The organism is Streptomyces sp. NPDC060031 (genome assembly GCF_042736805.1).
Taxonomy (GTDB): Bacteria; Actinomycetota; Actinomycetes; order Streptomycetales; family Streptomycetaceae; genus Streptomyces.
This window is the reverse complement of record NZ_JBHWVM010000001.1, coordinates 34,854-58,447: the sequence shown is the minus strand read 5'-3', so window position 1 is coordinate 58,447 and position 23,594 is coordinate 34,854. Positions and strand designations below refer to the sequence as shown.

Sequence of the window (23,594 nt, the reverse complement as noted above, 5' to 3'; positions counted from 1 at the left end):
TCCTGTGGAGGAAGTGACATGACGGAAACTCTTGTGCCGGGTACCGGCGGTACCGTGATATCCGCCGATGCGCGGGTGGTGGACCACCCCGCGTGGCCCGCGCTCAAGGCCGCCGTGGAGGAGATCCGCCCCTGGCAGTCCAAGGACGGCTCCATCGACTTCGAGGCCGAGGGCGCTCCCGCCCGGGCCACCGCCGAGGCCGCCGTGGAGCGGGTGATCGGCGCGGTCGAGACGCTCTCCCCGCTGCTCCCGCACGCCACCGCGTACCACCAGGCGCTCGTCGCCGACCTGCGCAAGTGGGCGGCCGACGGCTTCCGCGTGCCGGACTTCCTGGACTCGCTGCTGGCCTTCCAGCCGGCCGCCGAGCGGATCGACGGGCTGCAGCACCTCGTCGTCTTCCCCATGTACACGCAGAACGGCAACCCGGACCGCAATCTGGAGGCCGTCGCGCTGAAGATGGTGTGGCCCGAGTGGCTCTCCGAGCTGGAGCGCACCCGGTACGACAACCCGCTCTTCCTCGGCATCACCCTCGAGGACTTCACCCCGGGGTACGACACCCACTCCGCCGTGCTCTTCCCGGAGACCATCGCCGTGCGCGAGGCCCCCGAGCGCTTCACGTGGGGCGGCATCTTCTGCGACCGCGAGGCCGCCCGCTACCGCAAGGTCACCGCGGCCGCGGTCGACATCCTGGGCATCGAGCTGCCCGAGGACATCGCCGCCATGGTCGAGGACCAGGAGCGCTGCGAGAAGGCCTTCGTCCTGTGGGACATGGTCCACGACCGCACCCACAGCCACGGCGACCTGCCCTTCGACCCCTTCATGATCAAGCAGCGCCAGCCGTTCTGGATGTACGGCCTGGAAGAGCTGCGCTGCGACCTCACCGCCTTCAAGGAGGCCGTGAAGCTCGAGTCCGAGGGCAACGAGCACGGCCGCGACGTGCAGTACGCCGTGCTGTTCGACCGGATGTTCCGCTTCCCGGTCTCCGGCGACCGCAACCGCAACTACGACGGCCTCGGCGGCCAGCTCCTCTTCGCGTACCTCCACAAGCACGACGTCGTACGCTGGACGGACAACAAGCTGAAGATCGACTGGATGCGGGCCCCGCAGGTCACCAACCAGCTCTGCGCCGAGATCGAGGACCTCTACCGGGCCGGCATCGACCGCCCGAAGCTCGTCCACTGGTTCAAGGCCTACGAGCTGGTCTCCACCTACCTCGCCCCGCACCCGGGATCCAAGTGGGCCAAGGGCCCCGACGCCCTCGACACGACGCAGCCGCCCCGCAAGCTCGTGGACGACGTGCTTGCGGACGAGTTTCCGCTCAGCATGTTCTATGAGGCCCTCGCCAAGAAGCTCAAGGGCGTGATCGCCTCGACCCGGGGCATCACGGCCCACAACGCGGACGCCGAGAACGCAGCGCAGGTCGCCGCGTGAGCGTTTCACCCCAGGAGGCTGCACAGATGAACGGCTCCTCGAACGGCAACGGCAAGCTTCACGGCGCGGTGGTGGCGGTGGCCGGGGCCGGCGGGCCCGCGGGCCGCGCCACCCTGCTCCGCCTCGCCGAGGCGGGCGCCGTGGTGGTCGCGTCCGACGCCGACGCGGGACGGCTCGCGGAGGCCGTGGACGCGGCGCGCTACGCGCACGGCGGCGCCACCATCACCGGTGACACCGTCGACCTGCTCGATCTGGCGGCCACCAAGGCCTGGGCCGAGCAGACCGAGAAGGAGTTCGGGCACATCGACGGGGTCGTGCACCTCGTCGGCGGGTGGCGGGGGAGCAACTCGTTCACCGACACCGACCTCGCGGACTGGGACTTCCTGGAGAAGCTCCTCATCCGCACGGTCCAGCACACCTCGCTCGCCTTCCACGACGGGCTGCTGCGCAGCGACCGCGGCCGCTACGTCCTGGTCAGCCAGTCCGGTGCGCACAAGCCGGTCGCCAACAACGCCGCGTACAACGCGGGCAAGGCGGCCGCCGAGGCCTGGACGCTCGCCATGGCCGACTCCTTCCGCAAGGCGGGGGGCGAGGAGGGTCCCGGCGCCGCGGCTGCGATCCTGATCATCAAGGCACTGGTGCACGACGCGATGCGCGCCGAGCGTCCCAATGCGAAGTTCGCGGGCTTCACCGACGTCAAGGAGCTGGCCGAGGCCATCGCCGGCGTCTGGGAGCGGCCCGCCCCCGATGTGAACGGACAGCGTCTGTGGCTCACTCCGCAACCGTGAGGACCGCTTCCGCGAAGACCGACGCCCGCCGGCACCACGACCCGGCGGTGCGCGGTTTCGCGAGCGACAACTACGCGGGAGTCCACCCGGAGATCCTGGAGGCCGTCGCGCTGGCCAACGGCGGCCACCAGGTCGCCTACGGCGAGGACGAGTACACCGAGCACCTGCAGAAGATCATCCGCAGTCACTTCGGCCCGTACGCCGAGGCCTACCCGGTCTTCAACGGCACCGGCGCGAACGTCACGGCCCTCCAGGCCCTGACCGACCGCTGGGGCGCGGTGATCTGCGCCGAGACGGCGCACATCAACGTCGACGAGGGCGGCGCGCCCGAGCGGATGGCGGGCCTCAAGCTGCTCACCGTCCCGACCCCGGACGGCAAGCTCACCCCCGAGCTCATCGACCGGCAGGCGTGGGGCTGGGAGGACGAGCACCGGGCGATGCCGCAGGTCGTGTCGATCACCCAGAACACCGAGCTGGGCACGGTCTACACCCCGGACGAGATCCGGGCGATCTGCGAGCACGCCCACGGCAAGGGCATGAAGGTCCACCTCGACGGGGCCCGGATAGCCAACGCCGCGGCTTCGCTCGACGTGCCGATGCGCACCTTCACGAACACGGTCGGCGTGGACGTGCTGTCGTACGGCGGCACCAAGAACGGCATGATGTTCGGCGAGGCCGTGGTGGTGCTCAACCCGGACGCGGTCCGGCAGATGAAGCACATCCGCAAGATGTCGATGCAGCTCGCCTCCAAGATGCGTTTCGTGTCGGTGCAGCTGGAGGCGCTGCTCGCGAAGGACCTGTGGCTGCGCAACGCCCGGCACGCCAACGCGATGGCGCAGCGGCTCGCGGCGGGGGTCCGGGAGACGGACGGGGTCGAGATCCTCTACCCGGTGCAGGCCAACGCGGTGTTCGCGCGCCTGCCGCACGAGGTGTCGCGTCGGCTGCAGAACCGTTACCGCTTCTACTTCTGGGACGAGGTCGCCGGTGACGTCCGCTGGATGTGCGGCTTCGACACCCAGGAAGAAGACGTGGACGGCTTCCTCCAGGCGCTGAAGGAAGAGCTGGCCCGCTAGCTCCGATGGACGCATGTTTATGCCCTCGACTGTAAATCTATTGATCTACGGTCGAGGGCGTAGCTATGCTCCGGGTCCATGGAGCTGATCCAGAAGAACCCAGACATTCACGCCTATTTGGCGTCGGATGATGTAGTGGACCACTGGCACCCCCTGGTCCAGGACACCGCTGACGGCCTGTGGGCCGCCGCCGGCGACGCATATTCATTCGCCAAAGCGGCCTTCGAGTTCGTCCGCGACGTCATCCCGCACTCCGCGGACTCGGGCGACCCGCGCATCGCCTGGCGCGCCTCGGACGTGCTGAGCACCCGCAACGGCATCTGCCTCGCCAAGTCCCACGCCCTCGTCGCCCTGCTGCGCGCCCAGGGCATCCCGGCGGGCCTGTGCTACCAGCGCCTGACCCTCGGCGACGACCAGAGCACCGGCCACGTGGTGCACGGCCTCGTCGCGGTCCGCCTGCCCGGCCGCGAGCGCTGGTCCCGCGTGGACCCGCGGGGCAACAAGCCCGGCGTGGACGCCCGGTTCGACCTGGAGCAGGAGCAGCTCGCCTTCCCCGTGCGGCCGGAGCAGGGCGAGATCGACTATCCCGAGGTGTACGCGGCCGCGCACCCCGCCACGCTCAAGGCCCTGCGGGAGTCCGCGGACCGACCGGAGCTGTGGCGCAGTCTCCCGACGGCCCTGTAGCGGCCGGGGCCGCTGTCGTGGCCGCCGCCGGTCCCCGCGCCGCCACCAGCGCGTGCAGCAGGGCCGCCGCCAGCAGGGTCACGGAGATCCCGATCAGCAGCGCCCGCGGCGGCACGTCGGCCGCGAGCCCCACGAGGGCCGCCCCGAGCGAGGCGGCCGTGACCTTGAGCCCCGCGCCGAGGGTGAACACCTGGGTCCGTACCGCGTCCGGGGCGTACTGCGACCGGATGCGCAGGGTGGCCGTCAGGATCGGCCCGTCGCACACCCCCGCGGCGGCGAACAGCGCGGCGCCGACCGGCAGCGACGGGGTGAACGCGGCCCCGGCCAGCGCCACTCCGGTCCCGGCCATGGCCCAGCGTGCGAGGCGGCCCGGCGGCACGGCCGTGATCCGGCCCAGCGTCAGGGTGCCGGCCAGCGCGCCCACCGCGAAGGCCGTCATGAGCACGCCCCCGGCGCCCGGACTGCCGAGCCGGGTGGCCAGCAGGACCGAGGTGGTGGTGAGCGAGCCGATGCCGACGAAGGCCAGGGTCGTCGCCGAAGTGATCGCCCGCAGCTCGTGGATCCGCCACAGGGCCGCGAGCCCCGCCCCGAGCCCGGCGCGGGGGGCGCCGGGGCGCGGACCCGCGCCCGGGTTCCCGTACGGGAGGGTCGCGGCCAGTACCGCGGCCGCGGCTCCCGCCAGGACGAGCAGCGCCATCGCGGGTCCGGCCGAGAGCAGCGCCGCGATCAGGCTGACCGCCGCCGGGGCGGTGACCGCGGCGGCGTTGTAGGTGGACGCGTCCCAGCTGTACGCGCGGTCGCGCCCGGCCCCGGCCGGCACCAGTCCCGCGACCAGGCTGGACATGCCGCCCGTCACCATCGGCCCGCAACTGCCCCCGGCCACCGCCACCGCGAGCACCAGCGGCACCGGGGCCCGGCCCAGCAGCAGGGTCAACGTCCCCGCGGCGGCCGTGAACCCGACGAGCGAGCCGACGTGGAACAGCCGGGGCCGCCGCGCCCGGGCCGCGGCCGCTCCCGCGAGCGGGGCCGCCAGTACGTGCGGGGCCAGCCAGGCGGTCAGCACGAAGGCCCCGTGGGCCGGGTTGCCGGTGCGCTCCAGGGCGAGCAGCACGACGGCCATGCCCATCCCCTCGGAGGCGAACCGCGCGGCCAGCGCGGCCGCCAGATACCGTCCGAACCCCTGCATCCCCGTCCCCCTCCCGACGTATGCATCGAACAGTAAGGCGAAAAGGTCGCGGCATGGCGGACTTCGTCAATAGGAAAGTTTCCTGTCGGACATCGTTGTCAACTTGGCATGCCCATGAGTATTTTCGCGGCAGGAAGTCCCCGTTCCCCCCACCTCCGACCGGAAGGCTCTCCATGCGCCACGGAGTCACCGCCGCGCTCGCAACCCTCGGCCTGGGCCTGGTAGCGGCCCTCGCCCCCCTCGCCCCCACCGCCCACGCCGGCCCTCCCCACGGGGCCCCGGGCGCCGACCGGCAGGCCGCCGCCGCCTCCGCCGCCTCCGCCGGGTTCGCCCACCCCGGAGTCCTCAACAGCCGCGCCCAGCTGGACTTCGTACGCACGCAGGTGCAGGCGGGCCGCCAGCCCTGGAAGGGCGCGTACGACGCCATGGCCGCGAGCAGGTACGCCTCGCTGTCGCGCACGCCCAGGCCGAGGGCCGTCGTGGAGTGCGGCTCGTACTCCAACCCGGACATCGGCTGCTCCGACGAGCGTGAGGACGCCATCGCCGCGTACACCGACGCGCTCGCCTGGTACGTCTCCGGCGACACCAGGTACGCGAAGAAGTCGATCGAGCTGATGGACGCCTGGTCCGCGAAGATCAAGGACCACACCAACAGCAACGCGCCGCTGCAGAGCGGCTGGGCCGGCTCCACCTGGCCGCGCGCCGCCGAGATCATCAAGCACGCGTACACCGGCGGCTGGCCGAACCAGGGGCGCTTCGCCACCATGCTGCGCGAGGTCTACCTCCCCGAGGTGATCGGCGGGAAGCAGAACAGCAACGGCAACTGGGAACTGATCATGATGGACGCCGCCGTCGGCATCTCGGTCCACCTCGACGACCGCGCGAGCTACGACAAGGCGATGAACATCTACCTCGGCCGGGTCCCCGCCTACTCCTACCTGGCCTCCGACGGCGCGCAGCCGCTCTACCCGCCGCGTTCGAGCATCGACACGAAGAGCGAGCTGATCGACTACTGGCACGGCCAGAGCACCTTCGTGGACGGCCTCGCCCAGGAGACCTGCCGGGACTTCGGCCACACCGGCATGGGGATCGCGGCGACCATGCACGTCGCCGAGACCTCACGCATCCAGGGCCGTGACCTCTACCCGCAGTTCAAGGACCGCTTCCGGCACCTGCTGGGCTTCCACGCCGCCTACGAACTCGGCCAGGCGGTGCCGTCCTGGCTGTGCGGCGGGAGTCTCGCCAAGGGCATCGGCCCGGCGACCGAGGTGGGCTACAACGCGCTGCACACGCGGCTGGGCGTCAGCATGGAGAGCACGCGGAGGCTCACCGAGGGCCGGCGCCCGGCGGGCACCGAGAACCACTTCGAGGCGTGGGAGACGCTGACCCACGCCGACAATCCCAACTGAGCCCGGACACGGCGAAGCAACGGCCCCGCACCGCGGGGCCGTTGCACGTGCGGTCGGACGGGTCAGCCCGCTTCCTTGACCTGGGCCGGGGTCGGCGCGGTGCCGCCCAGGTGGGCCGGCAGCCACCAGGAGTCCTCGGTGCCCTTCGGCTGGGCGGGGTAGGCGCGCTGCGCCGCGTCCAGCAACTCCTGCACGCGCTCGCGCACCCGGCGGGTGATGGCGCCGGCGTACTGGTCGGCGGGGGCGTCCATCGGCTCGCCCACCCGCATCGTCACCGGGATGTGGCTGCGCTTGAGGTTCTTCGGACGGCCCTTGGTCCACAGCCGCTGGGTGCCCCACAGCGCCACCGGGATCAGCGGGACGCCGGCCTCCTGCGCCATGCGCGCGGCACCCGACTTGAAGCTCTTGAGCGTGAAGGACTGGGAGATCGTGGCCTCCGGGAACACCCCGATGATCTCGCCCGCCCGCAGCGAGTCCAGGGCGTGCTGGTACGCCGTCTCACCCTGCTTGCGGTCCACCGGGATGTGCTTCATCGCGCGCATCAGCGGACCGGACACCTTGTGCCGGAACACCGACTCCTTCGCCATGAAGCGCACCAGGCGCTTCTGCGGGCGCGCCGTCAGCCCCGCGAAGATGAAGTCGAGGTAGCCGATGTGGTTGGACACCAGCACCGCTCCGCCCGTACGCGGGATGTTCTCGGTGCCCTTCATGTCGATTCGGATGTCCAGCGCGCGGAACAGCCCGTGTGCGGCGCCGATCACGGGAGGGTAGACGAGCTCAGCCATGGTGGGGAGACCCCGCTTTCTGCCTGGGGAGGTGCTCCCGGCCGGAAGTTACGGCTGCGTAGGTTACGCGGCCATGGGGATCGTGCCCCATACGCGGCCTGCTGGCCAGCCCAGACGCTCGTGCCCGGCGAGATTCTCGTCACGCCGGGAATGCGGCGCACCTGCCGGGCGCTCGATGGTGCGTACGAGCGTACGGCGATGATGTACCGATACGACTGCGGCGACGGGAGCGACGGGTGCGCGGGGACGAGGGCGGCGGCCGGCTGGGCGCCGCCGAACTGGGTGCGGAGCCGGGGGAGCGAGCCAGCCTCGTGCAGTTCTCGAGCGCCTTCTGCCAGCCCTGCCGGGCCACCCGGCGGATCCTCGCGGAGGTCGCCGACATGGTCGAGGGCGTCGCCCACATAGAGGTCGACGCCGAGCGGAACCTCGATCTCGTACGGGCCCTCGGCATAGAGAAGACCCCGACCGTGCTGGTCCTGGACGCCGGCGGCCGGATCGTCCGGCGGGCGGCCGGGATGCCCCGCAAGGCGGACGTGATCGCGGCCCTGGGCGCCGCGGTATGACCGCCGGGGTTCCGGCCGCCGCGCCGGTGCGCGCGCCCGCACGCAGCGTGACGCGCCCTACATCTGCCTGTTGCGGCTTGACTGTGTACACGGGTGATCGCCAGTCTGACGCCATGCGGTACGAACTCCTGCTTTACGGACGGGGAACCCCCTCATGACGGCTCCGACAGTTCCGTCGCCCCGCTCGGGCGTCGGCCTGCCCGGCTCGCCCGAGCTGTTGCGCTCGGTGTTCCGCCGCCATGCCGCGGGAGTGGCCGTGATCACCGCGGCGGGCGGCGCGGGTCCGGTGGGATTCACCGCGACCTCGCTCAACTCCGTCTCCGCCGACCCTCCGCTGCTGTCTTTCACCATCGGCACCGGGTCTTCCAGCTGGCCCGCGATACGCGACTCCGAGCACCTCGGCGTCCACATACTCGGTGAGGGCCAGAAGGATCTGGCCGGCCTGTTCGCCCGGAGCGGAGCCGACCGCTTCGGCCCGGCCACCGAGTGGGCTCCGGGGCCGCACGGGGTCCCGGTGCTGGACGGCGTCCTGGCTTGGCTCGCGTGCCGCGTCGTGGCGCGGGTGCCGGCCGGTGCGCACCGGGTGATCATCGCGGAGGCGGTTGCCGGGGACCCGGCGGGGGAAGGCCGTCCCCTGCTGTACCACCAGGGACGCTTCAACGCGTTGCGCGACTGAATCGTCCCTGCTCGGGCGGGTTCGGGTGGCGTTGGCAAGGTCACAGTTCACCGGCCTTGCAACCCGGCTCCACCCACGCTGTACTGACGAGTAACATTCCCTTCGGAGCGCGGGCCGCCCCGACCGGGATCCGCCTAACATGGCGCCTATGCTGCCTGCACAAGGCGGTACCAGAAATGACGATGCGGTAGGAGAGCCGGCGTGAGCCTGAGGATCGTTGTCTGTGTGAAGTACGTGCCCGACGCCACTGGCGACCGGCAGTTCACCGAGGACCTGACCGTCAACCGTGACGACGTCGACGGCCTGCTGTCCGAGCTCGACGAGTACGCCGTCGAGCAGGCGCTGCAGATCGCCGACGAGGCCGACGACGCGGAGATCACCGTCCTGACGGTGGGCCCCGAGGACGCGAAGGACGCGCTGCGCAAGGCGCTGTCGATGGGTGCCGACAAGGCCATCCACGTCGAGGACGACGACCTGCACGGCAGCGACGTCATGGGCACCTCGCTGGTGCTCGCCAAGGCGATCGAGAAGGCCGGCTACGACCTGGTCATCACCGGCATGGCCTCGACCGACGGCACCATGGCCGTCCTCCCGGCGATCCTGGCCGAGCGCCTGGGCGTCCCGCAGGTCACCCTGCTCTCCGAGGTCAAGGTCGAGGACGGCACCGTCACCGGCCGCCGCGACGGCGACTCCGCGAGCGAGCAGCTGGAGGCCTCCCTCCCCGCGCTCGTCTCGGTGACGGACCAGTCGGGCGAGGCCCGCTACCCGTCCTTCAAGGGCATCATGGCCGCCAAGAAGAAGCCGGTCGAGTCCTGGGACCTGTCCGACCTGGACCTGGAGTCCGACGAGGTCGGCCTCGAGGGTTCCTGGACCGCGGTCGACTCCGCGGCGCAGCGCCCGGCCCGTACCGCCGGCACGATCGTCAAGGACGAGGGCGAGGGCGGCAAGCAGCTGGCCGAGTTCCTGGCCGGCCAGAAGTTCATCTAAGAACCTCGGCCACCCCTCTTAGCCCCCAGACACTTCGCAATCGCAGGAGAGCAGTCCCATGGCTGAAGTTCTCGTCTACGTCGACCACGTGGACGGCGCCGTCCGCAAGCCCACCCTCGAGCTGCTGACGCTGGCCCGCCGCATCGGCGAGCCCGTCGCCGTCGCCCTGGGCGCCGGTGCCGAGGCCACCGCCGCGGTGCTCGCCGAGCACGGCGCCGTCAAGGTCCTCACCGCCGACGCCCCCGAGTTCACCGAGTACCTCGTCGTACCGAAGGTGGACGCGCTGCAGGCCGCGTACGAGGCCGTCTCCCCGGCCGCCGTGCTCGTCCCGTCCTCCGCCGAGGGCAAGGAGATCGCCGCGCGCCTCGCGGTCCGCATCGGCTCCGGCATCATCACCGACGCCATCGACCTGGAGGCGGGTGACGAGGGTCCGGTCGCGACGCAGTCCGCGTTCGCCGCGTCCTTCACCACCAAGTCCCGCGTCTCCAAGGGCACCCCGGTCATCACCGTGAAGCCGAACTCGGCCCCGGTCGAGGCCGCCCCGGCCGCCGGCGCCGTCGAGGCGCTCGCCGTCACCTTCGGCGCCCTGGCCACCGGCACCAAGGTCACCGCGCGCACCCCGCGCGAGTCGACCGGCCGCCCCGAGCTGACCGAGGCCGCGATCGTGGTCTCCGGCGGCCGCGGCGTCAACGGTGCCGAGAACTTCCACATCATCGAGGAGCTCGCGGACTCCCTCGGTGCCGCCGTCGGCGCCTCGCGCGCCGCCGTCGACGCCGGCTGGTACCCGCACTCCAACCAGGTCGGCCAGACCGGCAAGTCGGTCTCCCCGCAGCTGTACATCGCCTCGGGCATCTCGGGCGCGATCCAGCACCGGGCCGGCATGCAGACCTCGAAGACCATCGTGGCCGTCAACAAGGACGCCGAGGCCCCGATCTTCGACCTCGTCGACTACGGCGTGGTCGGCGACCTCTTCGCGGTCGTTCCGCAGCTCACCGAGGAGATCAAGGCGCGCAAGGGTTAGTCCCTGACCTGCGTATCTCTCCGCCTCCGGGGCCGTGTGGTGATTCTCACCGCACGGCCCCGAGTCGTTTGCCCGCAGGGGCGGGGGGACCATTGACTGAGTGGCACCCCGTGACTAAATTCTGTAATGCGGATCTAAGATTCCGTGAAGCGGAAAAGAGGAGAGTGCACGATGGGTCAGCAGGAGAAGGTGGCGACGAGCCTCGCAGGCGCGGTCAGCGAGGGCATCAGCGCCTCCCTCGCCCCGGTGGACGCGGAACTCGCGCGCCACTACCCGGGCGACCCCGGCACCCGCCAGCCCATCCACACCGTCTACGTGCCGGGTGACGTCTTCGCCGCCGACACCATCCGCTCCTGGGGCGACCAGGCCCTCGCGGCCCTCGACGAGCACGCCCCGGACGCCGCGACCTTCGCCAAGGTGCTGGGCATCTCCGACGAGCTGGCGGTACCGGTCTACGACCGCGTCCGCGCCAAGCTCGCCTCCGAGCCGATCGAGGACCTCCGCGTCGACTTCGAGGACGGCTTCGGCGTCCGCTCCGACGAGGAGGAGGACCAGGCCGCGGCCCGCGCCGCACGCCTCGTCGCCGAAGCCTTCTCCAACGGCACGAACGCCCCGTACATGGGCATCCGCATGAAGTGCATGGAGTCCAACGTCCGCGACCGCGGCATCCGCACCACCGACGTCTTCCTCTCCGGCCTGCTCGCCAACGGCGGCCTGCCCGAGGGCCTCGTCCTGACCCTCCCGAAGGTCACCTACGCCGAGCAGGTCAGCGCCTTCGTCAAGCTGCTGGAGGCCTTCGAGACCGCCCGCGGCCTGCGCCCGGGCCGGATCGGCTTCGAGATCCAGATCGAGACCAGCCAGTCCATCCTGGCCTCCGACGGCACCGCAACCGTGGCCCGCATGATCGAGGCCGCCAAGGGCCGGGCGACCGGCCTGCACTACGGCACCTTCGACTACAGCGCCTGCGTCGGCGTCTCCGCCGCGTACCAGTCGAGCGACCACCCCGCCGCCGACCACGCCAAGGCGATCATGCAGGTCGCGGCCGCCGGCACCGGCGTACGCGTCTCCGACGGCTCGACGAACGTCCTGCCCATCGGCACCACCGAGCACGTCCACGAAGCCTGGAAGCTCCACTACGGCCTCACCCGCCGCGCCCTGGCCCGTGCGTACTACCAGGGCTGGGACATGCACCCCGCGCACCTGCCGACCCGCTACGCGGCCGTCTTCACCTTCTACCGCGAGGGCCTCGACGCGGCCGCCGCGCGCCTGAAGGCGTACGTCGCGAAGATCGAGGGCGACGTCATGGACGAGCCCGCCACCGCCAAGGCGCTGGCCGGCTACCTGGTCCGCGGCCTCGACTGCGGCGCGGTCGGCGCCGAGGAGGTCGCCGCCCTGACCGGCCTGACCCGCGCGGAGCTGGACGCCTTCGCGATCCCGCGCCGCTCGGCGACCCTGACGGCCAGCGCCTGACAGTGACGGCGCGTGCGGCCCGCCCCGGGATCTACAGGGGCCGGGCCGTCGTCCGTTCCGGGACGGGCGGCAACCGGAGGTGTACGGTGCCGTCCGCGCACGAGGCGGCGAGAAGGCTGCCGTCGGCGGAGAAGGCGACCCCGTGGACGGCCGAGGGATGCCGGTCACCGGCGAGTCCCTGGCAGTCGTTGCCCGCGACGGCGAGCAGCCGGCCGTCCGGTGCGAAGGCCGGCGCCCGTACCCGCCTTCGCTGGCCGGCCGGCGGTCGGCGGTGAGGCCGCCGGGTCTCCAACTCCCCGGAGTCGTGCGGCGGGAGCGCGGTCTCCCGGCCGAACCCGTCGTACGAGTGGAGGATCCGCACCAGCGCCATCAGCGAGTCCAGTCCGAGCAGCCGCTTGCCCCTGAACGCATCGCTCCGGGTGGCGACTGGCAATGGGACGTCCGTCCGGCAATCCACCGCCCGGGCTTCGGGTCTCCGGTAGGAGGGATTGCCGCGGTTGATGCGCAGCGTGCGCAACTCCACCCGCGTCCCCCTGGGAGATGTGTGGGGACCAGGCTGGAAGGAACGGCGCCGACCGGCGGCGAACGCCGTGCTGCGCGGCCTCATCCGCTGACCGGCGGGAGTTCGCCCGAGCCGCGCCGGATCAGGCGGGTCGGGAGTTCGATGCGTGACGGGGGGAGTTCGGAGCCCGCGAGGCGTTGGAAGAGGCGGTCCGTGGCCACCCGGCCCAGGGCCGCCGCGTCCTGGGCGACCACCGTCACGCCCGGGCGCAGCAGGTCGGCCAGTTCGAAGTCGTCGAAGCCGACCAGCGCCACCGGACGGGACCCGGCCGCCAGGACCCGTACCACCGTGACCGTCACCCGGTTGTTGCCCGCGAAGAGCGCGGTGACGGGATCGGTGCCCGCCAGCATCGACCGGGCCGCGGCGGCGACGCGCTCCGGGTTCGTCGAGCCCAGCGAGACCCAGGATTCGGCCACCGGCAGCCGCGCCGCCGCCATCGCCTCGCGGTAGCCCCGCAGTCGCTCGGTGGCCGTGTGGATGCGGGGCTGGTCGCCGATGAACCCGATCCGGCGGTGGCCGCCCGCGATCAGGTGGGCGACCCCGTCCCGGGCGCCGCCGAAATTGTCCGACAGCACCACGTCCGCGTCGATCCGGCCCGCCGGGCGGTCCACGAACACCGTCGCCACACCCGCCCGGATCTCCGGCTCCAGGTAACGGTGGTCGTCCCCGGCCGGGATCACGATCAGTCCGTCCACCCGGCGGGCGCACAGCGCGAGCGCCAACTCCCGCTCACGGTCGGCATCCTCGGCGCTGGAGCCGTTGATGAGCAGCGCCCCGTGCGCGCGGGCCACCTCCTCCACGGCCCTGTTGAGCGGCCCGTAGAAGGGGTCGGCGAGGTCCTCCAGGACCAAGCCGACCGTGGCCGTACGGCCCTTGCGGAGCACGCGCGCACTGTCGTTGCGGCGGAATCCCAGGGCCTCGATGGCCTCCTGCACCCGCTTCTCGGTGTCGGGGGTGACGCCGGGTTCCCCGTTGACCACGCGGGACACCGTCTTCAGGCCGACGCCTGCCCGGGCCGCCACGTCCTTCATGGTCGGCCGGTTGCCGTAGCGGGGCTCGGACGGGCGGCGGGTGTGCGGCACGGGACGGAAACCTCCGGAGGCGATGTGCGGCGGTGTGTGATGCGGGGCTGGTCAAGGCTCTGACCACGAGGATAAGCACTCGGCCGATAACCGGGTTTCCGTGGCAGGGTGGTGCGGGCAAGCCACTGGGGGCTCTGGACGGGCCATGGGGGCCACATGGGGAGAGGGGCAGACGTGATCGTCTGGATCAACGGCACCTTCAGCGCCGGCAAGAGCAGCACGGCCCGCGAACTCGCCGGGATCCTGCCGGACAGCACGCTGTTCGACCCGGAGTTCATCGGCGACGCGCTCCGCGTGCTCCTGCCGCGCAAGCGCCTCGCGGAGGTCTCGGACTACCAGGACCTGCCCAGCTGGCGCCGGCTCGTCGTGGACACGGCGGCCGCGATGCTCGCGGAGCTCGGCGGGGTGCTGGTGGTGCCGATGACGTTGCTCAGGCAGGAGTACCGGGACGAGATCTTCGGCGGGCTGGCGGCGCGCCGGATCCCCGTACGCCATGTCCTGCTCGCCCCGGGGGAAACGATCCTGCGGCACCGGATCGCGACCCGCGAGGAGCCCGGGGCCGCGCACGACGTGGAGCTCCGGGTGCGGCAATGGGCGTACGACCACATCCCCGCCTACCAGCAGGCGCTGGGCTGGCTCACCGCCGACGCGTACGTCATCGACAACGGCGCGCTGAGCGTGCGCGAGACCGCGGAGCGGATCGCCGAAGCCGTACGGACCGACAAGGCGCGGGCCTGCGACATAGTCCAGACCCCGCATCCGACGGCCGAGACGGTGGCGGCCGGGGTGCTGCTCTTCGACGCCGAGGGCCGGGTGCTGCTGGTGGATCCGACGTACAAGGCGGGCTGGGAGTTCCCGGGCGGCATCGTCGAGGCCGGCGAGGCCCCGGCGCGCGCGGGGGTGCGCGAGGTCGAGGAGGAACTGGGCCTCGCCCTGGCGGGGCCGCCCGACCTGCTGCTGGTGGACTGGGAGCCGCCCGTGCCCCCGGGGTACGGGGGGCTGCGGCTGCTGTTCGACGGCGGCCGGCTCTCGGAGGCGGACGCCGCCGGGCTGCGCCTGCCCGGGCCGGAGCTGAGGGCCTGGCGGTTCGTGACGGAGGCGGAGGCCGCGGGGCTGCTCCCGCGGCAGCGGTACGAGCGGCTGCGCTGGGCGCTGCGCGCGCGGGAGCGGGGCCGGCCGCTGTACCTGGAGGCGGGCCGCCCGACGCCCTAGGCGAGGGGCGCCGCCGCCGCGGCCAGGGCGGCGGCGGTGTCCGCGGCCACAGGGTCGCCGTGGCCGAAGCAGGCCACCGACGGGGACAGGGCCGCCAGCCGGTGGAAGGACCTGACGGCCTCGGCGCGGTCCACGTTGAAGACGCCCAGCATCACCTGGCCCACGGCGGCGATGCAGTCACCCGTGAACAGCACGCCGTGCGCGGGCAGATGGACGCCGATGCTGCCCGGCGTGTGCCCCGGGGCGTGGACGGCCACCGCGCCGTCGCCGAAGCCGAGTGCGTCGCCGTCCTCCAACTCCCGGTCCACCCGCGTCGGCGGGGCCTCGGGCACCGTCAACCCGTGTGCGTAGAGCGGGAGTTCCCAGTCCAGCAGGTCCGGCTCCGGGACCGGGAGCTCACCTCGGATCACGGGTGCGTCCAGCCGGTGCGCCAGTATCTCCGCGCCCCAGCGGGCGGCGAGTTCGCCCGCCGCGCCGACGTGGTCGCGGTGGCAGTGGGTCAGCACGACCCGCTCCAGCCGCTCCGGCCGCAGCCCCAGGGAGCGGATCGCCCCTTCGATCGCGGGCGCGGAGTCGACGTGGCCCGCGTCGATCAGCGTGAGGGCTTCACCGTCGCACCACAGGTACGCCTGGCCGATGGGGAAGCGGAGCATGTGCAGCCGCCCGGGGAGTACTTCGACGAGATCCATTCCCCGAACGTACGCCCGACGCCTCCGCTCCCGGCGGACGATTCGCCGGGAGCGGAGTACGCCGACAGCGCAGACCCGGGCGCCGGACGGTCAGGCGCGCCCCGGGCGGTCAGGCGCGCTTGGAATCCGCGTAGTTGACCAGGAACAGCGCCTCCGCGACCGACAGCCGTTCCAGCTCCTCGGGCGAGACGCTCTCGTTCACCGCGTGGATCTGGGCCTCCGGCTCGCTCAGGCCGATCAGCAGCATCTCCGCCTCCGGGTACAGCGAGGTCAGCGTGTTGCACAGCGGGATCGACCCGCCCATGCCGCTGACCTGCATCTCCTGACCGGGGTACGCCGCCTCCAGCGCCTGCGCCATCGAGGCGTACGCCGGGCTGCTCGTGTCCGCCTGGAACGGCTGGCCCTGACCCACGACCTCGAGCTCCAGGCGCGCCTTCCACGGGGTGTTCGCCACCAGGTGCGCCTCCAGCAGCTTGATGGCCTCCGTGGTGTCCACGCCCGGCGGCACGCGCAGGCTGATCAGCGCACCCGCACTCGCGTGCACCGACGGCGTCGCCCCGACCACCGGCGGGCAGTCGATGCCCAGCACGGTGACCGCCGGACGCGCCCACAGCCGGTCCGCGATCGTGCCCTCGCCGATCAGCTCGACCCCGTCCAGCACCTTCGCGTCGGCGCGGAAGTCCGCCTCCGGGTACTGCAGGCCCTCCCACACCGCGTCCGAGGCCAGACCGTCGACCGTGGTCGAGCCGTCCGCCGCGCGCAGCGAGTCCAGCAGCCGGATCAGCGCCGCCAGCGCGTCGGGCGCGGCTCCGCCGAACATGCCCGAGTGCAGGTTGCCGCCCAGCGTGTCGATCTTCACCTTGATCAGGGTCATGCCGCGCAGGGTGGCCGTCACCGTCGGCAGGCCCAGCCGGAAGTTGCCCGCGTCGCCGATCACGATGGTGTCCGCCGTGAGCAGCTCGGGGTGCGCCTGCGCGTACTGCTGGAGGCCGCCGGTGCCCTGCTCCTCCGAACCCTCCACGATCACCTTCACGCTCACCGGCACACCGCCGTTGGCCTTCAGGGCGCGCAGCGCGAGCAGGTGCATGATGAACCCGCCCTTGCAGTCCGCCGAGCCGCGCCCGTACCAGCGGCCGTCGCGCTCGGTCAGCTCGAAGGCGGGGGAGATCCAGGCGGCGTCGTCCAGCGGCGGCTGCACGTCGTAGTGCGCGTACAGCAGAACGGTCGGGGCGCCCTCGGGGCCGGGCAGGAAGCCGTACACCGACTGCGTGCCGTCGGGGGTGTCGAGCAGCGCCACGTCCTGGAAGCCCTCGGCGCGCAGGGCGTCGGCCACCCAGTTCGCCGCGGCCTCGCTCTCGCTCTTGGGGAACTGCGCCCAGTCCGCCACCGACTGGAAGGCCACCAGTTCCGCCAGCTCCTGCTTGGCGCGGGGCATCAGCGAGGCGATGGTCTCGGCGATCGGATTGGGCGACATGGGCACGCTCCTCTTGGGTGCGACGTTGTTGTCTGTGTACGCCTCCCGCATCCGCGGGGTGTGCGCATGGCGGGTACGGCGAAAGGCAGCCTCGATCCTCGCACAGCGGAGCGAGGCGCTCTCTCGCCGTAGGATCTCCCCGGCATCGGGCAACGCATGATCAGGAGCATCAGCACATCGTGAGCAGCGACGACGACGTACGCGACGTAGCGGCAGGGGACACGTCCGCGGAAGCCACCGGCGAGGTGGACGCGGTGGGCGGGCTGGGCGAGGTGTGGGACGTGGTCGTGGTCGGGGCCGGACCGGCCGGGTCCTCGGCCGCGCACGCGGCGGCCACGGCGGGGCGGCGCGTCCTGCTGCTGGAGAAGGCCGAGCTGCCCCGGTACAAGACCTGTGGCGGCGGCATCATCGGCCCCTCGCGGGACGCCCTTCCGCCGGGCTTCGTCCTGCCGCTCAAGGACCGGATCCACGCGGTCACCTTCTCCCTGAACGGGAAGCTCGCCCGCACCAGGCGCTCGAAGAAGACGCTGTTCGGGCTCGTCAACCGGCCCGAGTTCGACGCCGCCCTGGTCGCGGAGGCAGAGAAGGCCGGCGCGACCGTGCGCACGGGTACGGCGGTCTCGCGGGTCGAGCAGCACGGCGCGGCCGTGCCGGACCGGCGCACCGTCGCCGTCGTGCTCGCGGACGGCGAGACCGTCCTGGCGCGGGCGGTGGTCGGAGCGGACGGCAGCGCGAGCCGGATCGGCGCGCACGTCGGGGTCGAGATGGACACCGTGGACCTCGGCCTGGAGGCGGAGATCCCCGTGCCGGAGACGGTCGCCGCGGACTGGAAGGGCCGGGTGCTCATCGACTGGGGCCCGCTGCCCGGCAGTTACGGCTGGGTCTTCCCCAAGGGCGACACCCTCACCGTGGGGGTCATCTCGGCGAAGGGCGAAGGCGCCGCGACCAAGCGGTACCTGGACGACTTCATCGCCCGGCTGGGGCTGGCCGGCTTCGAACCGGCCGTCTCCTCGGGTCACCTGACCCGCTGCCGCAAGCCCGATTCGCCGCTCTCGCGCGGCCGGGTACTGGTGGCGGGCGACGCGGCAGGACTGCTGGAGCCGTGGACCCGGGAGGGCATCTCCTTCGCGCTGCGCTCGGGGCGGCTCGCGGGGGAGTGGGCCGTGAAGATCTCCGAGGCGCAGGACGCGGTCGACGCGCGTCGGCAGGCGCTGAACTACGCCTTCGCCGTCAAGGCCGGGCTGGGCGTGGAGATGGGCGTCGGCAAGCGGTTGCTGAACGCCTTCGAGGCCAAGCCGGGGCTCCTGCACGCCGCGATCACCGGTTTGCGGCCGGCCTGGCGGGCCTTCGCCCGGCTCACCCGCGGTTCGATGACGCTGGCCGACATGGTGCGGGCGTACCCGCTGGTGCGCAGGGCGCTCCACCTGCTCGACGCCCGCCAGGCGCGGAGCCGCGGCCAGGGCTGAGGCGGGCCCCCGCGGGAGGGGGCGTCGTACGTACGGAGGTGGCGGTCTTGCCGGGCTCGATGGCAGGGCCGCCGCCGCGTACCCGGGCGCCGCGTGGTGGTTCGCCACGGCGGGGCATGGGGCGGGTGCCGCTCTTGGGCCGGGGAGGCAGGGAGGCGGGTGCTGGGTGCCGGGTGCTGGGAGGCGGCCAGTGGCTGCGGGGGCGGGGGCCGTCGGGCCGGTTTTGGCCGGATCACCCGGCGACGACGGCGATCCGGAAGACCGGGTGGTCGGCGGAGGCCTTCTGGAGCTCGGCATCGGAGGACTTGGCGGTGATGCCCTGGAAGAACCGGTTGACCTCCCAGCCCCACTTCTCCAGGTATCCGCGCAGGACGAGGGCCTTCTCGGCGGGGTCGGTGACCTCCGTGACGGTGAAGGCGCTCACCTTGCGGCCCACGCGCAGTTCGCCGCCGCCGGCGACCCGCATGTTGCGGACCCACTGGGAATGGCCGCGGGCGGAGACCAGGTACTGGGTTCCACCGTGGGTGAACGGGTTGACCGGGATCCGCTGCATCTGGCCGGACGTGCGGCCGCGGACCGAGAGTTCCGCCGAACCGGCCAGGCTGACGCCGATGCGGGCCAGCTTTCCGAGGAGCGAGTTGAAGCGGGTGGCGAGCGGGCTGGCCTGTACGTAGTACGGGGTGGGCGCGTTCATGGTGGCCTCCGAGGCGATGGGGAGAGCACTGCTCTCGCTTGAGATCAGTGTGCACGGATCGGTGCACCAAAGCAAGAGCGGTGCTCTCGAAACAGTGCACCGATCCCGTTTTTGTGCAGTGCTCTGTCCGCGTGACACACTGGCTCACATGAGCACCACGCGAGGGGCCAGGGAACGGGCCCGCATCGAGGTAACCGCCGCCATCAAGGACGAGGCCCGCCGCATGCTCGCGGCCGAAGGCGCCGCCAAGCTGTCACTGCGCGCCGTCGCCCGGGAGCTGGGCATGGTCTCCTCCGCCCTCTACCGCTACTTCCCCAGCCGCGACGATCTGCTCACCGCGCTCATCGTCGACGCCTACGACAGCGTCGGCGCCGCGGCCGAGCAGGCCGACGCCCGTACCCTCGCCGCCGACGGCGGCCCCCGCGCGCGCTGGATGGCCGTCTGCGGGGCCGTACGCGCCTGGGCGCTGGAGCACCCGCACGAGTACGCGCTGATCTACGGTTCGCCGGTTCCCGGATACACCGCCCCCCAGGACACCATCGGCCCCGCCTCCCGCGTCGCCAACACCTTCATCGGCATCGTCCGCGCCGCCTACGAGGGCCGAGGCCTGGCCCTGCCCCCGCTCCCCGCCGAACTGCGGCCCGAAGCCGTCCGCATGACCGCGGACTTCGCCCCGGGTCTGCCCCCGGAGGTCACCGCGGCCCTCGTCGCCGCCTGGGCGCAGCTCGTGGGGCTCGTCTCCTTCGAGCTGTTCGGCCAGTTCAACCGTGTCGTCGAGGACCGCGCCACCTTCTTCGCGTACGCCGCCGGCCAACTGGCGCACGGTGTCGGCCTGTCCACCACCGGCTGACCGTCCCGTCACGTACCGGGCCAGGGCGAGTGCGCCGAGCAGCGCCACCATGCGCGCCTCCGCCCGGCCGAGAATTCAGCGAAGACCGCTGCCCGGTACAGGCCCAGGTTCGGGCCGGCCGCCCTCCGAGCGCCCGTTGAAGGTGCGGGCCGGCAGTACGCCGCAGGGCGCCCGCCCAGCAGGGCCCAGTCAGAGCGCGCGCAGCCCGCGGCGAGCAGGGTGGACGAGGAACGGGCGGCGCGGGAGCCGGCCGCCGGGCCGCACCAGCAGGAACGCCCCGGTGGGGTGGCCGACTTGGTGGCGGTCACCACGAGAGTGGCGGAATCGGGTCGCGGCGAGGCGGACCCTGCCCGACGTCCCGACGTCCCGACCCCGACCCCGACCCCGACCCCGCGCCCGCGCCCGCGCCCGACAAGCTTCGCCCCCTCCTTCGAGGAGTAACCGGCTGGCGTCCGCCGGACCTTCCCGCATCTGGTCCGCCGCGGGCTGCCGGCCGCGCACGCGCCGGACCCGTCCGGGGCCGGGTGTGGTGGGCGACGGTTCGATTGTCTGTTCCTCACACCAAAGGGAACGGTTCTGCCGTGCGCGGCGGGGCGTGCGTCTAGTGTTCCTCGGGTCGCGCCCCTGCGCCGTCGGAGGAACCGCCATGGCTCGCGCCGCGAAGGCTCTGTACGCCGTTGTCGTCACGCTCTTACTCGCCGCCCCCGCCCCCGCCGTGACCGCGTCGGCGAGCGGGGGCCGGGCCGGTGGCGCGGCGGCTGTCACGGCGCCCGCACCGGCGCCCGCGCCGTCCGTGACGCCGAGACCCCGGATACCCGGGGTGCGTGGCCTGGAGATCGGCGTCCCCGCGTACGTGTGGGCCGACGACCCCATGCTCGGCGACCTCGTCGCGACCGGCCCGGCCGTCTCCGTGGTGGTCCTCAACCCCGGTAACGGCGACGCCGCCTTCGGCGCCCCCTGGCGGGCCCGCGCCGACGCCCTGCGCGGCGGGACCACCGCCACCGGCGAGAAGACCAAGGTGCTGGGCTACGTCCACACCGACCACGGCAACCGCGACCCCGCCGCCGTCAAGGTCTCCGTCGACAACTACCTGAAGACCCGCGACGGCCGCCTGCACGTCGACGGGATCTTCTTCGACGTCGTCAGCCGCGACTGCGGCCCCGGCAACGCCACCCGCGACCACTACGCGGAGCTGCGCCGCTACGTCGAGGACACCATGCACGCCGTCGACCCCGCCGTGCCCGGCCTGGTCGTCGACAACCCCGGCACCGCCATCGCCGACTGTTACCTGGAACCCGGCCACCGCACCGCCGACGTCTTCGTGACGTACGAGGACACGTACGCGGCCTACACGGGCGGCGGCGGTTGGCTCGGCGGCAACGTCTTCAACGACCTCACCGGCTACCGCGGCGGCACGGAACTCGACCCGACCGGCACCGCGTTCTGGCACCTCGTCCACGACGTTCCGGACGCCGCCGCGATGCGCGCCACCCTCCGCACCGCCTTCGAGCGGGGCGCCGGCTACGCCTACGCCACCAGCGCGGACATGCCCAACCCGTGGAACGAGGGCCCGGCGTGGAAGTACCGGACCCAGACCGCGTACGCCGCCACCTTCGGCTGACGCGTCGCCGGCGTCAGCGCCCGTCGCTCTCCGGGCGGCGGGGGAAGCGCCACAGCAGGAGGGTGACGCGTAAGAGGAACGCGGCCGCGGCCAGGATCCCGCCCGCCACGGACAGGACCCGGCCGGCGGCGGGGGAGAGGTCGAACGCCGCCGCCGGGCCGTACACCGCCCCGAAGACGAGGGCGGCCGCGAAGCATCCGCTGACGAACGCGTAGCCGATCTCGGTGGTGATCGCATCCCGGTCCGCCTGCGTACGCCGCCCCATGCGTGCAGTGTCCGGCGCGTGGCGCACCGTCACAAGGGCGCCCGCTCGCCGAACCCTCCCTGACCGCTCGCCGACCGCTCTCCGGGCTCTCGCCGGCCGCTCAAATGCCGGCGGTCTCGCTCCACAGCCGCGCCAGCTCCAGATCGCCCGTGACACCGGGACCGGCCAGCGGCAGACGGTTCCACAGCGCGGCGTACAACCAGGCCGCCTCGCCGGTCAGCTCGCAGTCCACACCGGCCGGATCCCCGCCGGTGTGCGCGTCTCCCCGCACCGTGTGGGCCGGCTCCTGCGACAGGTGTACGGTCCACACCGCGCCCGTGTCGGCGGCGCGGACCCGCACCACCCGCGGCTGCGGGGTACGCACCTGGCTGCGCGGCCGCGCATGGAAGCCGGTCAGCAGCTCGTCCACCCCGTCCTCCGCGAACCCGGGCTCCACCGGCCCGAAGACCGCGCCGAGGGCCGCCTCGGCGTCCATCCGGTGCACGGTGGTCTCGTGCGCCTGGCGCCGCGCCCAGAACGCCAGCGGCGAGGGCGGAGCCGTCGGCAGGAAGGTCCAGCACTGGACGTCGGCCGGAGCCTCGGTCAAGGTCCGCACCAGCGCCGCGTGCCCCTCGCGGAACCAGGCCAGCAGCTCGGCGCCCACGAGCTCCGGCGCCTCCGGGATCGGCCCCGGCTCCACCTGTGCGTTGCCGACGTACCCGGCGGCCCAGCGGTGCACCGAGCCGGTGTGCTTCAGCAGATCGGCCACCCGCCACTGCGGACACGTGGGCACCAGGGCTTCCGTACCGGCCTGTTCGGCGGCGTCGGCGAGCAGTTCTCCCTCGCGGGCGAGCGTCTTCACGTACTCGTTGATCTCCATGCCGGGAGTCTGGCAGCAGGCACTGACAATGGGAGGCATGGACGGCGAACTCTTCCCGCGCGAGCGCACCGAGATCGCCCCCGGCGCCGTGCACGTGCCCGACTGGCTCGGGCCGCGACGGCAAGGGGAGTTGCTGCACGCCTGCCGGGAGTGGGCCCGACCGCCCGCGGGGCTGCGCACGGTCCACACCCCGGGCGGCGGGACGATGACCGCCCGGCAGGTGTGCCTGGGCCGGCACTGGTACCCGTACGGCTACGCGCACACGGCCGTCGACGGGGACGGGGCGCCGGTCAAGCCGATGCCCGGGTGGCTGGCCGACCTGGGCCGGGCCGCCGTCGCCGCCGCGTACGGTGACGCCGCCGCGCGGGGTGTCGCCGCCGCGTACGGCGACGGGCCGGACCCCGGGGCGCCGGAGGCGTACGACATCGCGCTGATCAACTTCTACACCGGCGACTCCCGCATGGGCATGCACCGTGACGCGGAGGAGAGGTCTGCGGCTCCGGTGGTCTCGTTCAGCCTGGGTGATTCCTGCCTCTTCCGCTTCGGCAACACCGCCTCGCGCGGGCGCCCGTACCGGGACGTCGAGCTGCGCAGCGGGGATCTGTTCGTCTTCGGCGGACCGAGCAGACTGGCCTATCACGGGGTGCCGAAGGTCCTGCCCGGCACCGCTCCGCCCGGGCTCGGGCTGACCGGGCGGCTGAACATCACGCTCCGCGTCGGCGGGCTCGATTAGCCGGCGGCGTCCGG

Annotated in this window: 24 protein-coding genes; 15 read left to right on the top strand and 9 right to left on the bottom strand. The window is 72.6% G+C overall.

Features of this window, described 5'->3' with window-relative positions:
* The first annotated feature begins 18 nt into the window (after positions 1-18).
* The 4 genes from ACFWB8_RS00275 to ACFWB8_RS00260 all read left to right on the top strand — a co-directional run bounded on the left by ACFWB8_RS00275 (position 19) and on the right by ACFWB8_RS00260 (position 3,976).
* Entirely contained in the window at positions 19-1,431 is a 1,413-nt protein-coding gene (locus tag ACFWB8_RS00275) for a DUF6421 family protein (RefSeq protein WP_385220157.1), read from the top strand.
* Between the two features lie 26 nt (positions 1,432-1,457).
* On the top strand, positions 1,458-2,219 hold the full coding sequence (locus ACFWB8_RS00270; RefSeq protein WP_385220155.1) for an SDR family NAD(P)-dependent oxidoreductase: 762 nt from the start codon (positions 1,458-1,460) through the stop codon (positions 2,217-2,219).
* Positions 2,216-3,292, top strand: coding sequence for a threonine aldolase family protein (locus ACFWB8_RS00265; RefSeq protein ID WP_385220152.1), 1,077 nt, complete (start codon positions 2,216-2,218; stop codon positions 3,290-3,292). Before ACFWB8_RS00270 ends, ACFWB8_RS00265 begins: the two co-directional genes overlap by 4 nt.
* 78 nt (positions 3,293-3,370) lie before the next feature.
* Complete coding sequence (locus ACFWB8_RS00260; protein ID WP_385220149.1) at positions 3,371-3,976, top strand: transglutaminase family protein; 606 nt, start codon at positions 3,371-3,373, stop codon at positions 3,974-3,976.
* Here the strand turns inward: ACFWB8_RS00260 and ACFWB8_RS00255 are convergent.
* Complete coding sequence (locus ACFWB8_RS00255; RefSeq protein ID WP_385220146.1) at positions 3,912-5,162, bottom strand: MFS transporter; 1,251 nt, start codon at positions 5,160-5,162, stop codon at positions 3,912-3,914. The two genes, ACFWB8_RS00260 and ACFWB8_RS00255, sit on opposite strands and share 65 nt — an antisense overlap.
* 173 nt (positions 5,163-5,335) lie before the next feature.
* Here ACFWB8_RS00255 and ACFWB8_RS00250 point away from each other — a divergent pair, with 173 nt between their 5' ends.
* Complete coding sequence (locus ACFWB8_RS00250; protein ID WP_385220143.1) at positions 5,336-6,571, top strand: alginate lyase family protein; 1,236 nt, start codon at positions 5,336-5,338, stop codon at positions 6,569-6,571.
* A gap of 62 nt (positions 6,572-6,633) precedes the next feature.
* Here the strand turns inward: ACFWB8_RS00250 and ACFWB8_RS00245 are convergent, their stop codons facing one another.
* Positions 6,634-7,356 (bottom strand): lysophospholipid acyltransferase family protein, encoded by a 723-nt coding sequence (locus ACFWB8_RS00245; protein ID WP_385220140.1) that lies wholly within the window; start codon positions 7,354-7,356, stop codon positions 6,634-6,636.
* A 209-nt stretch (positions 7,357-7,565) separates the two neighbouring features.
* Between ACFWB8_RS00245 and ACFWB8_RS00240 the strand changes: the two genes are divergently transcribed.
* The 5 genes from ACFWB8_RS00240 to ACFWB8_RS00220 all read left to right on the top strand — a co-directional run bounded on the left by ACFWB8_RS00240 (position 7,566) and on the right by ACFWB8_RS00220 (position 12,073).
* Positions 7,566-7,919 carry a thioredoxin family protein gene (locus tag ACFWB8_RS00240; RefSeq protein ID WP_385220480.1) on the top strand — a complete coding sequence of 118 codons (354 nt, stop codon included), beginning with the start codon at positions 7,566-7,568 and terminating at the stop codon, positions 7,917-7,919.
* A 154-nt stretch (positions 7,920-8,073) separates the two neighbouring features.
* Complete coding sequence (locus ACFWB8_RS00235; protein ID WP_385220138.1) at positions 8,074-8,595, top strand: flavin reductase family protein; 522 nt, start codon at positions 8,074-8,076, stop codon at positions 8,593-8,595.
* A 201-nt stretch (positions 8,596-8,796) separates the two neighbouring features.
* Entirely contained in the window at positions 8,797-9,582 is a 786-nt protein-coding gene (locus tag ACFWB8_RS00230) for an electron transfer flavoprotein subunit beta/FixA family protein (RefSeq protein WP_385220135.1), read from the top strand.
* 58 nt (positions 9,583-9,640) lie between these two features.
* Positions 9,641-10,603, top strand: a complete 963-nt coding sequence (locus ACFWB8_RS00225) for an electron transfer flavoprotein subunit alpha/FixB family protein (RefSeq protein WP_385220132.1) — start codon at positions 9,641-9,643, stop codon at positions 10,601-10,603.
* A gap of 171 nt (positions 10,604-10,774) precedes the next feature.
* Positions 10,775-12,073, top strand: a complete 1,299-nt coding sequence (locus ACFWB8_RS00220) for a DUF6986 family protein (protein ID WP_385220129.1) — start codon at positions 10,775-10,777, stop codon at positions 12,071-12,073.
* A 31-nt stretch (positions 12,074-12,104) separates the two neighbouring features.
* Here the strand turns inward: ACFWB8_RS00220 and ACFWB8_RS00215 are convergent, their stop codons facing one another.
* Complete coding sequence (locus ACFWB8_RS00215) at positions 12,105-12,506, bottom strand: WD40 repeat domain-containing protein (protein WP_385220126.1); 402 nt, start codon at positions 12,504-12,506, stop codon at positions 12,105-12,107.
* Between the two features lie 170 nt (positions 12,507-12,676).
* Positions 12,677-13,717 carry a LacI family DNA-binding transcriptional regulator gene (locus ACFWB8_RS00210; protein ID WP_385220123.1) on the bottom strand — a complete coding sequence of 347 codons (1,041 nt, stop codon included), beginning with the start codon at positions 13,715-13,717 and terminating at the stop codon, positions 12,677-12,679.
* Between the two features lie 156 nt (positions 13,718-13,873).
* On the opposite strand from ACFWB8_RS00210, the gene ACFWB8_RS00205 reads away from it, so the two are divergent.
* Positions 13,874-14,929, top strand: a complete 1,056-nt coding sequence (locus ACFWB8_RS00205) for an NUDIX domain-containing protein (protein WP_385220120.1) — start codon at positions 13,874-13,876, stop codon at positions 14,927-14,929.
* Here ACFWB8_RS00205 and ACFWB8_RS00200 read toward each other — a convergent pair.
* Positions 14,926-15,618: an MBL fold metallo-hydrolase gene (locus ACFWB8_RS00200; RefSeq protein WP_385220118.1), complete on the bottom strand. Its 693-nt coding sequence runs from the start codon at positions 15,616-15,618 to the stop codon at positions 14,926-14,928. The genes ACFWB8_RS00205 and ACFWB8_RS00200 overlap by 4 nt on opposite strands.
* Before the next feature lie 109 nt (positions 15,619-15,727).
* Positions 15,728-17,092: a dipeptidase gene (locus ACFWB8_RS00195; RefSeq protein ID WP_385220115.1), complete on the bottom strand. Its 1,365-nt coding sequence runs from the start codon at positions 17,090-17,092 to the stop codon at positions 15,728-15,730.
* Positions 17,093-17,337: 245 nt separating this feature from the next.
* Here ACFWB8_RS00195 and ACFWB8_RS00190 point away from each other — a divergent pair, with 245 nt between their 5' ends.
* Positions 17,338-18,558, top strand: a complete 1,221-nt coding sequence (locus ACFWB8_RS00190; protein ID WP_385220478.1) for a geranylgeranyl reductase family protein — start codon at positions 17,338-17,340, stop codon at positions 18,556-18,558.
* Between the two features lie 232 nt (positions 18,559-18,790).
* Here ACFWB8_RS00190 and ACFWB8_RS00185 read toward each other — a convergent pair whose 3' ends face one another.
* Positions 18,791-19,252, bottom strand: coding sequence for a nitroreductase/quinone reductase family protein (locus ACFWB8_RS00185; RefSeq protein ID WP_385220112.1), 462 nt, complete (start codon positions 19,250-19,252; stop codon positions 18,791-18,793).
* 148 nt (positions 19,253-19,400) lie between these two features.
* On the opposite strand from ACFWB8_RS00185, the gene ACFWB8_RS00180 reads away from it, so the two are divergent.
* Together ACFWB8_RS00180 and ACFWB8_RS00175 are read left to right on the top strand one after the other, a co-directional pair.
* Positions 19,401-20,102, top strand: coding sequence for a TetR/AcrR family transcriptional regulator (locus tag ACFWB8_RS00180; protein WP_385220109.1), 702 nt, complete (start codon positions 19,401-19,403; stop codon positions 20,100-20,102).
* 646 nt (positions 20,103-20,748) lie between these two features.
* Positions 20,749-21,723, top strand: coding sequence for a spherulation-specific family 4 protein (locus ACFWB8_RS00175; protein ID WP_385220106.1), 975 nt, complete (start codon positions 20,749-20,751; stop codon positions 21,721-21,723).
* Between the two features lie 13 nt (positions 21,724-21,736).
* Here ACFWB8_RS00175 and ACFWB8_RS00170 read toward each other — a convergent pair whose 3' ends face one another.
* Both ACFWB8_RS00170 and ACFWB8_RS00165 read right to left on the bottom strand, forming a co-directional pair.
* Complete coding sequence (locus ACFWB8_RS00170) at positions 21,737-21,988, bottom strand: DUF6332 family protein (protein ID WP_385220103.1); 252 nt, start codon at positions 21,986-21,988, stop codon at positions 21,737-21,739.
* 100 nt (positions 21,989-22,088) lie between these two features.
* Positions 22,089-22,847, bottom strand: coding sequence for a maleylpyruvate isomerase family mycothiol-dependent enzyme (locus ACFWB8_RS00165; protein ID WP_385220100.1), 759 nt, complete (start codon positions 22,845-22,847; stop codon positions 22,089-22,091).
* Positions 22,848-22,884: 37 nt separating this feature from the next.
* Here ACFWB8_RS00165 and ACFWB8_RS00160 point away from each other — a divergent pair, with 37 nt between their 5' ends.
* Complete coding sequence (locus tag ACFWB8_RS00160) at positions 22,885-23,580, top strand: alpha-ketoglutarate-dependent dioxygenase AlkB family protein (RefSeq protein ID WP_385220097.1); 696 nt, start codon at positions 22,885-22,887, stop codon at positions 23,578-23,580.
* Positions 23,581-23,594: the final 14 nt, after the last annotated feature.

Excerpts from the sequence above, each read along its gene's own strand:
- ACFWB8_RS00275 (WP_385220157.1), top strand. The coding sequence starts at position 19 with ATGACGGAAACTCTTGTGCCGGGTACCGGCGGTACCGTGATATCCGCC.
- ACFWB8_RS00270 (WP_385220155.1), top strand. The coding sequence starts at position 1,458 with ATGAACGGCTCCTCGAACGGCAACGGCAAGCTTCACGGCGCGGTGGTG.
- ACFWB8_RS00260 (WP_385220149.1), top strand. The coding sequence starts at position 3,371 with ATGGAGCTGATCCAGAAGAACCCAGACATTCACGCCTATTTGGCGTCG.
- ACFWB8_RS00255 (WP_385220146.1), bottom strand. The coding sequence starts at position 5,162 with ATGCAGGGGTTCGGACGGTATCTGGCGGCCGCGCTGGCCGCGCGGTTC.
- ACFWB8_RS00250 (WP_385220143.1), top strand. The coding sequence starts at position 5,336 with ATGCGCCACGGAGTCACCGCCGCGCTCGCAACCCTCGGCCTGGGCCTG.
- ACFWB8_RS00245 (WP_385220140.1), bottom strand. The coding sequence starts at position 7,356 with ATGGCTGAGCTCGTCTACCCTCCCGTGATCGGCGCCGCACACGGGCTG.
- ACFWB8_RS00235 (WP_385220138.1), top strand. The coding sequence starts at position 8,074 with ATGACGGCTCCGACAGTTCCGTCGCCCCGCTCGGGCGTCGGCCTGCCC.
- ACFWB8_RS00225 (WP_385220132.1), top strand. The coding sequence starts at position 9,641 with ATGGCTGAAGTTCTCGTCTACGTCGACCACGTGGACGGCGCCGTCCGC.
- ACFWB8_RS00220 (WP_385220129.1), top strand. The coding sequence starts at position 10,775 with ATGGGTCAGCAGGAGAAGGTGGCGACGAGCCTCGCAGGCGCGGTCAGC.
- ACFWB8_RS00205 (WP_385220120.1), top strand. The coding sequence starts at position 13,874 with ATGGGGAGAGGGGCAGACGTGATCGTCTGGATCAACGGCACCTTCAGC.
- ACFWB8_RS00200 (WP_385220118.1), bottom strand. The coding sequence starts at position 15,618 with ATGGATCTCGTCGAAGTACTCCCCGGGCGGCTGCACATGCTCCGCTTC.
- ACFWB8_RS00195 (WP_385220115.1), bottom strand. The coding sequence starts at position 17,092 with ATGTCGCCCAATCCGATCGCCGAGACCATCGCCTCGCTGATGCCCCGC.
- ACFWB8_RS00185 (WP_385220112.1), bottom strand. The coding sequence starts at position 19,252 with ATGAACGCGCCCACCCCGTACTACGTACAGGCCAGCCCGCTCGCCACC.
- ACFWB8_RS00180 (WP_385220109.1), top strand. The coding sequence starts at position 19,401 with ATGAGCACCACGCGAGGGGCCAGGGAACGGGCCCGCATCGAGGTAACC.
- ACFWB8_RS00175 (WP_385220106.1), top strand. The coding sequence starts at position 20,749 with ATGGCTCGCGCCGCGAAGGCTCTGTACGCCGTTGTCGTCACGCTCTTA.
- ACFWB8_RS00170 (WP_385220103.1), bottom strand. The coding sequence starts at position 21,988 with ATGGGGCGGCGTACGCAGGCGGACCGGGATGCGATCACCACCGAGATC.
- ACFWB8_RS00165 (WP_385220100.1), bottom strand. The coding sequence starts at position 22,847 with ATGGAGATCAACGAGTACGTGAAGACGCTCGCCCGCGAGGGAGAACTG.
- ACFWB8_RS00160 (WP_385220097.1), top strand. The coding sequence starts at position 22,885 with ATGGACGGCGAACTCTTCCCGCGCGAGCGCACCGAGATCGCCCCCGGC.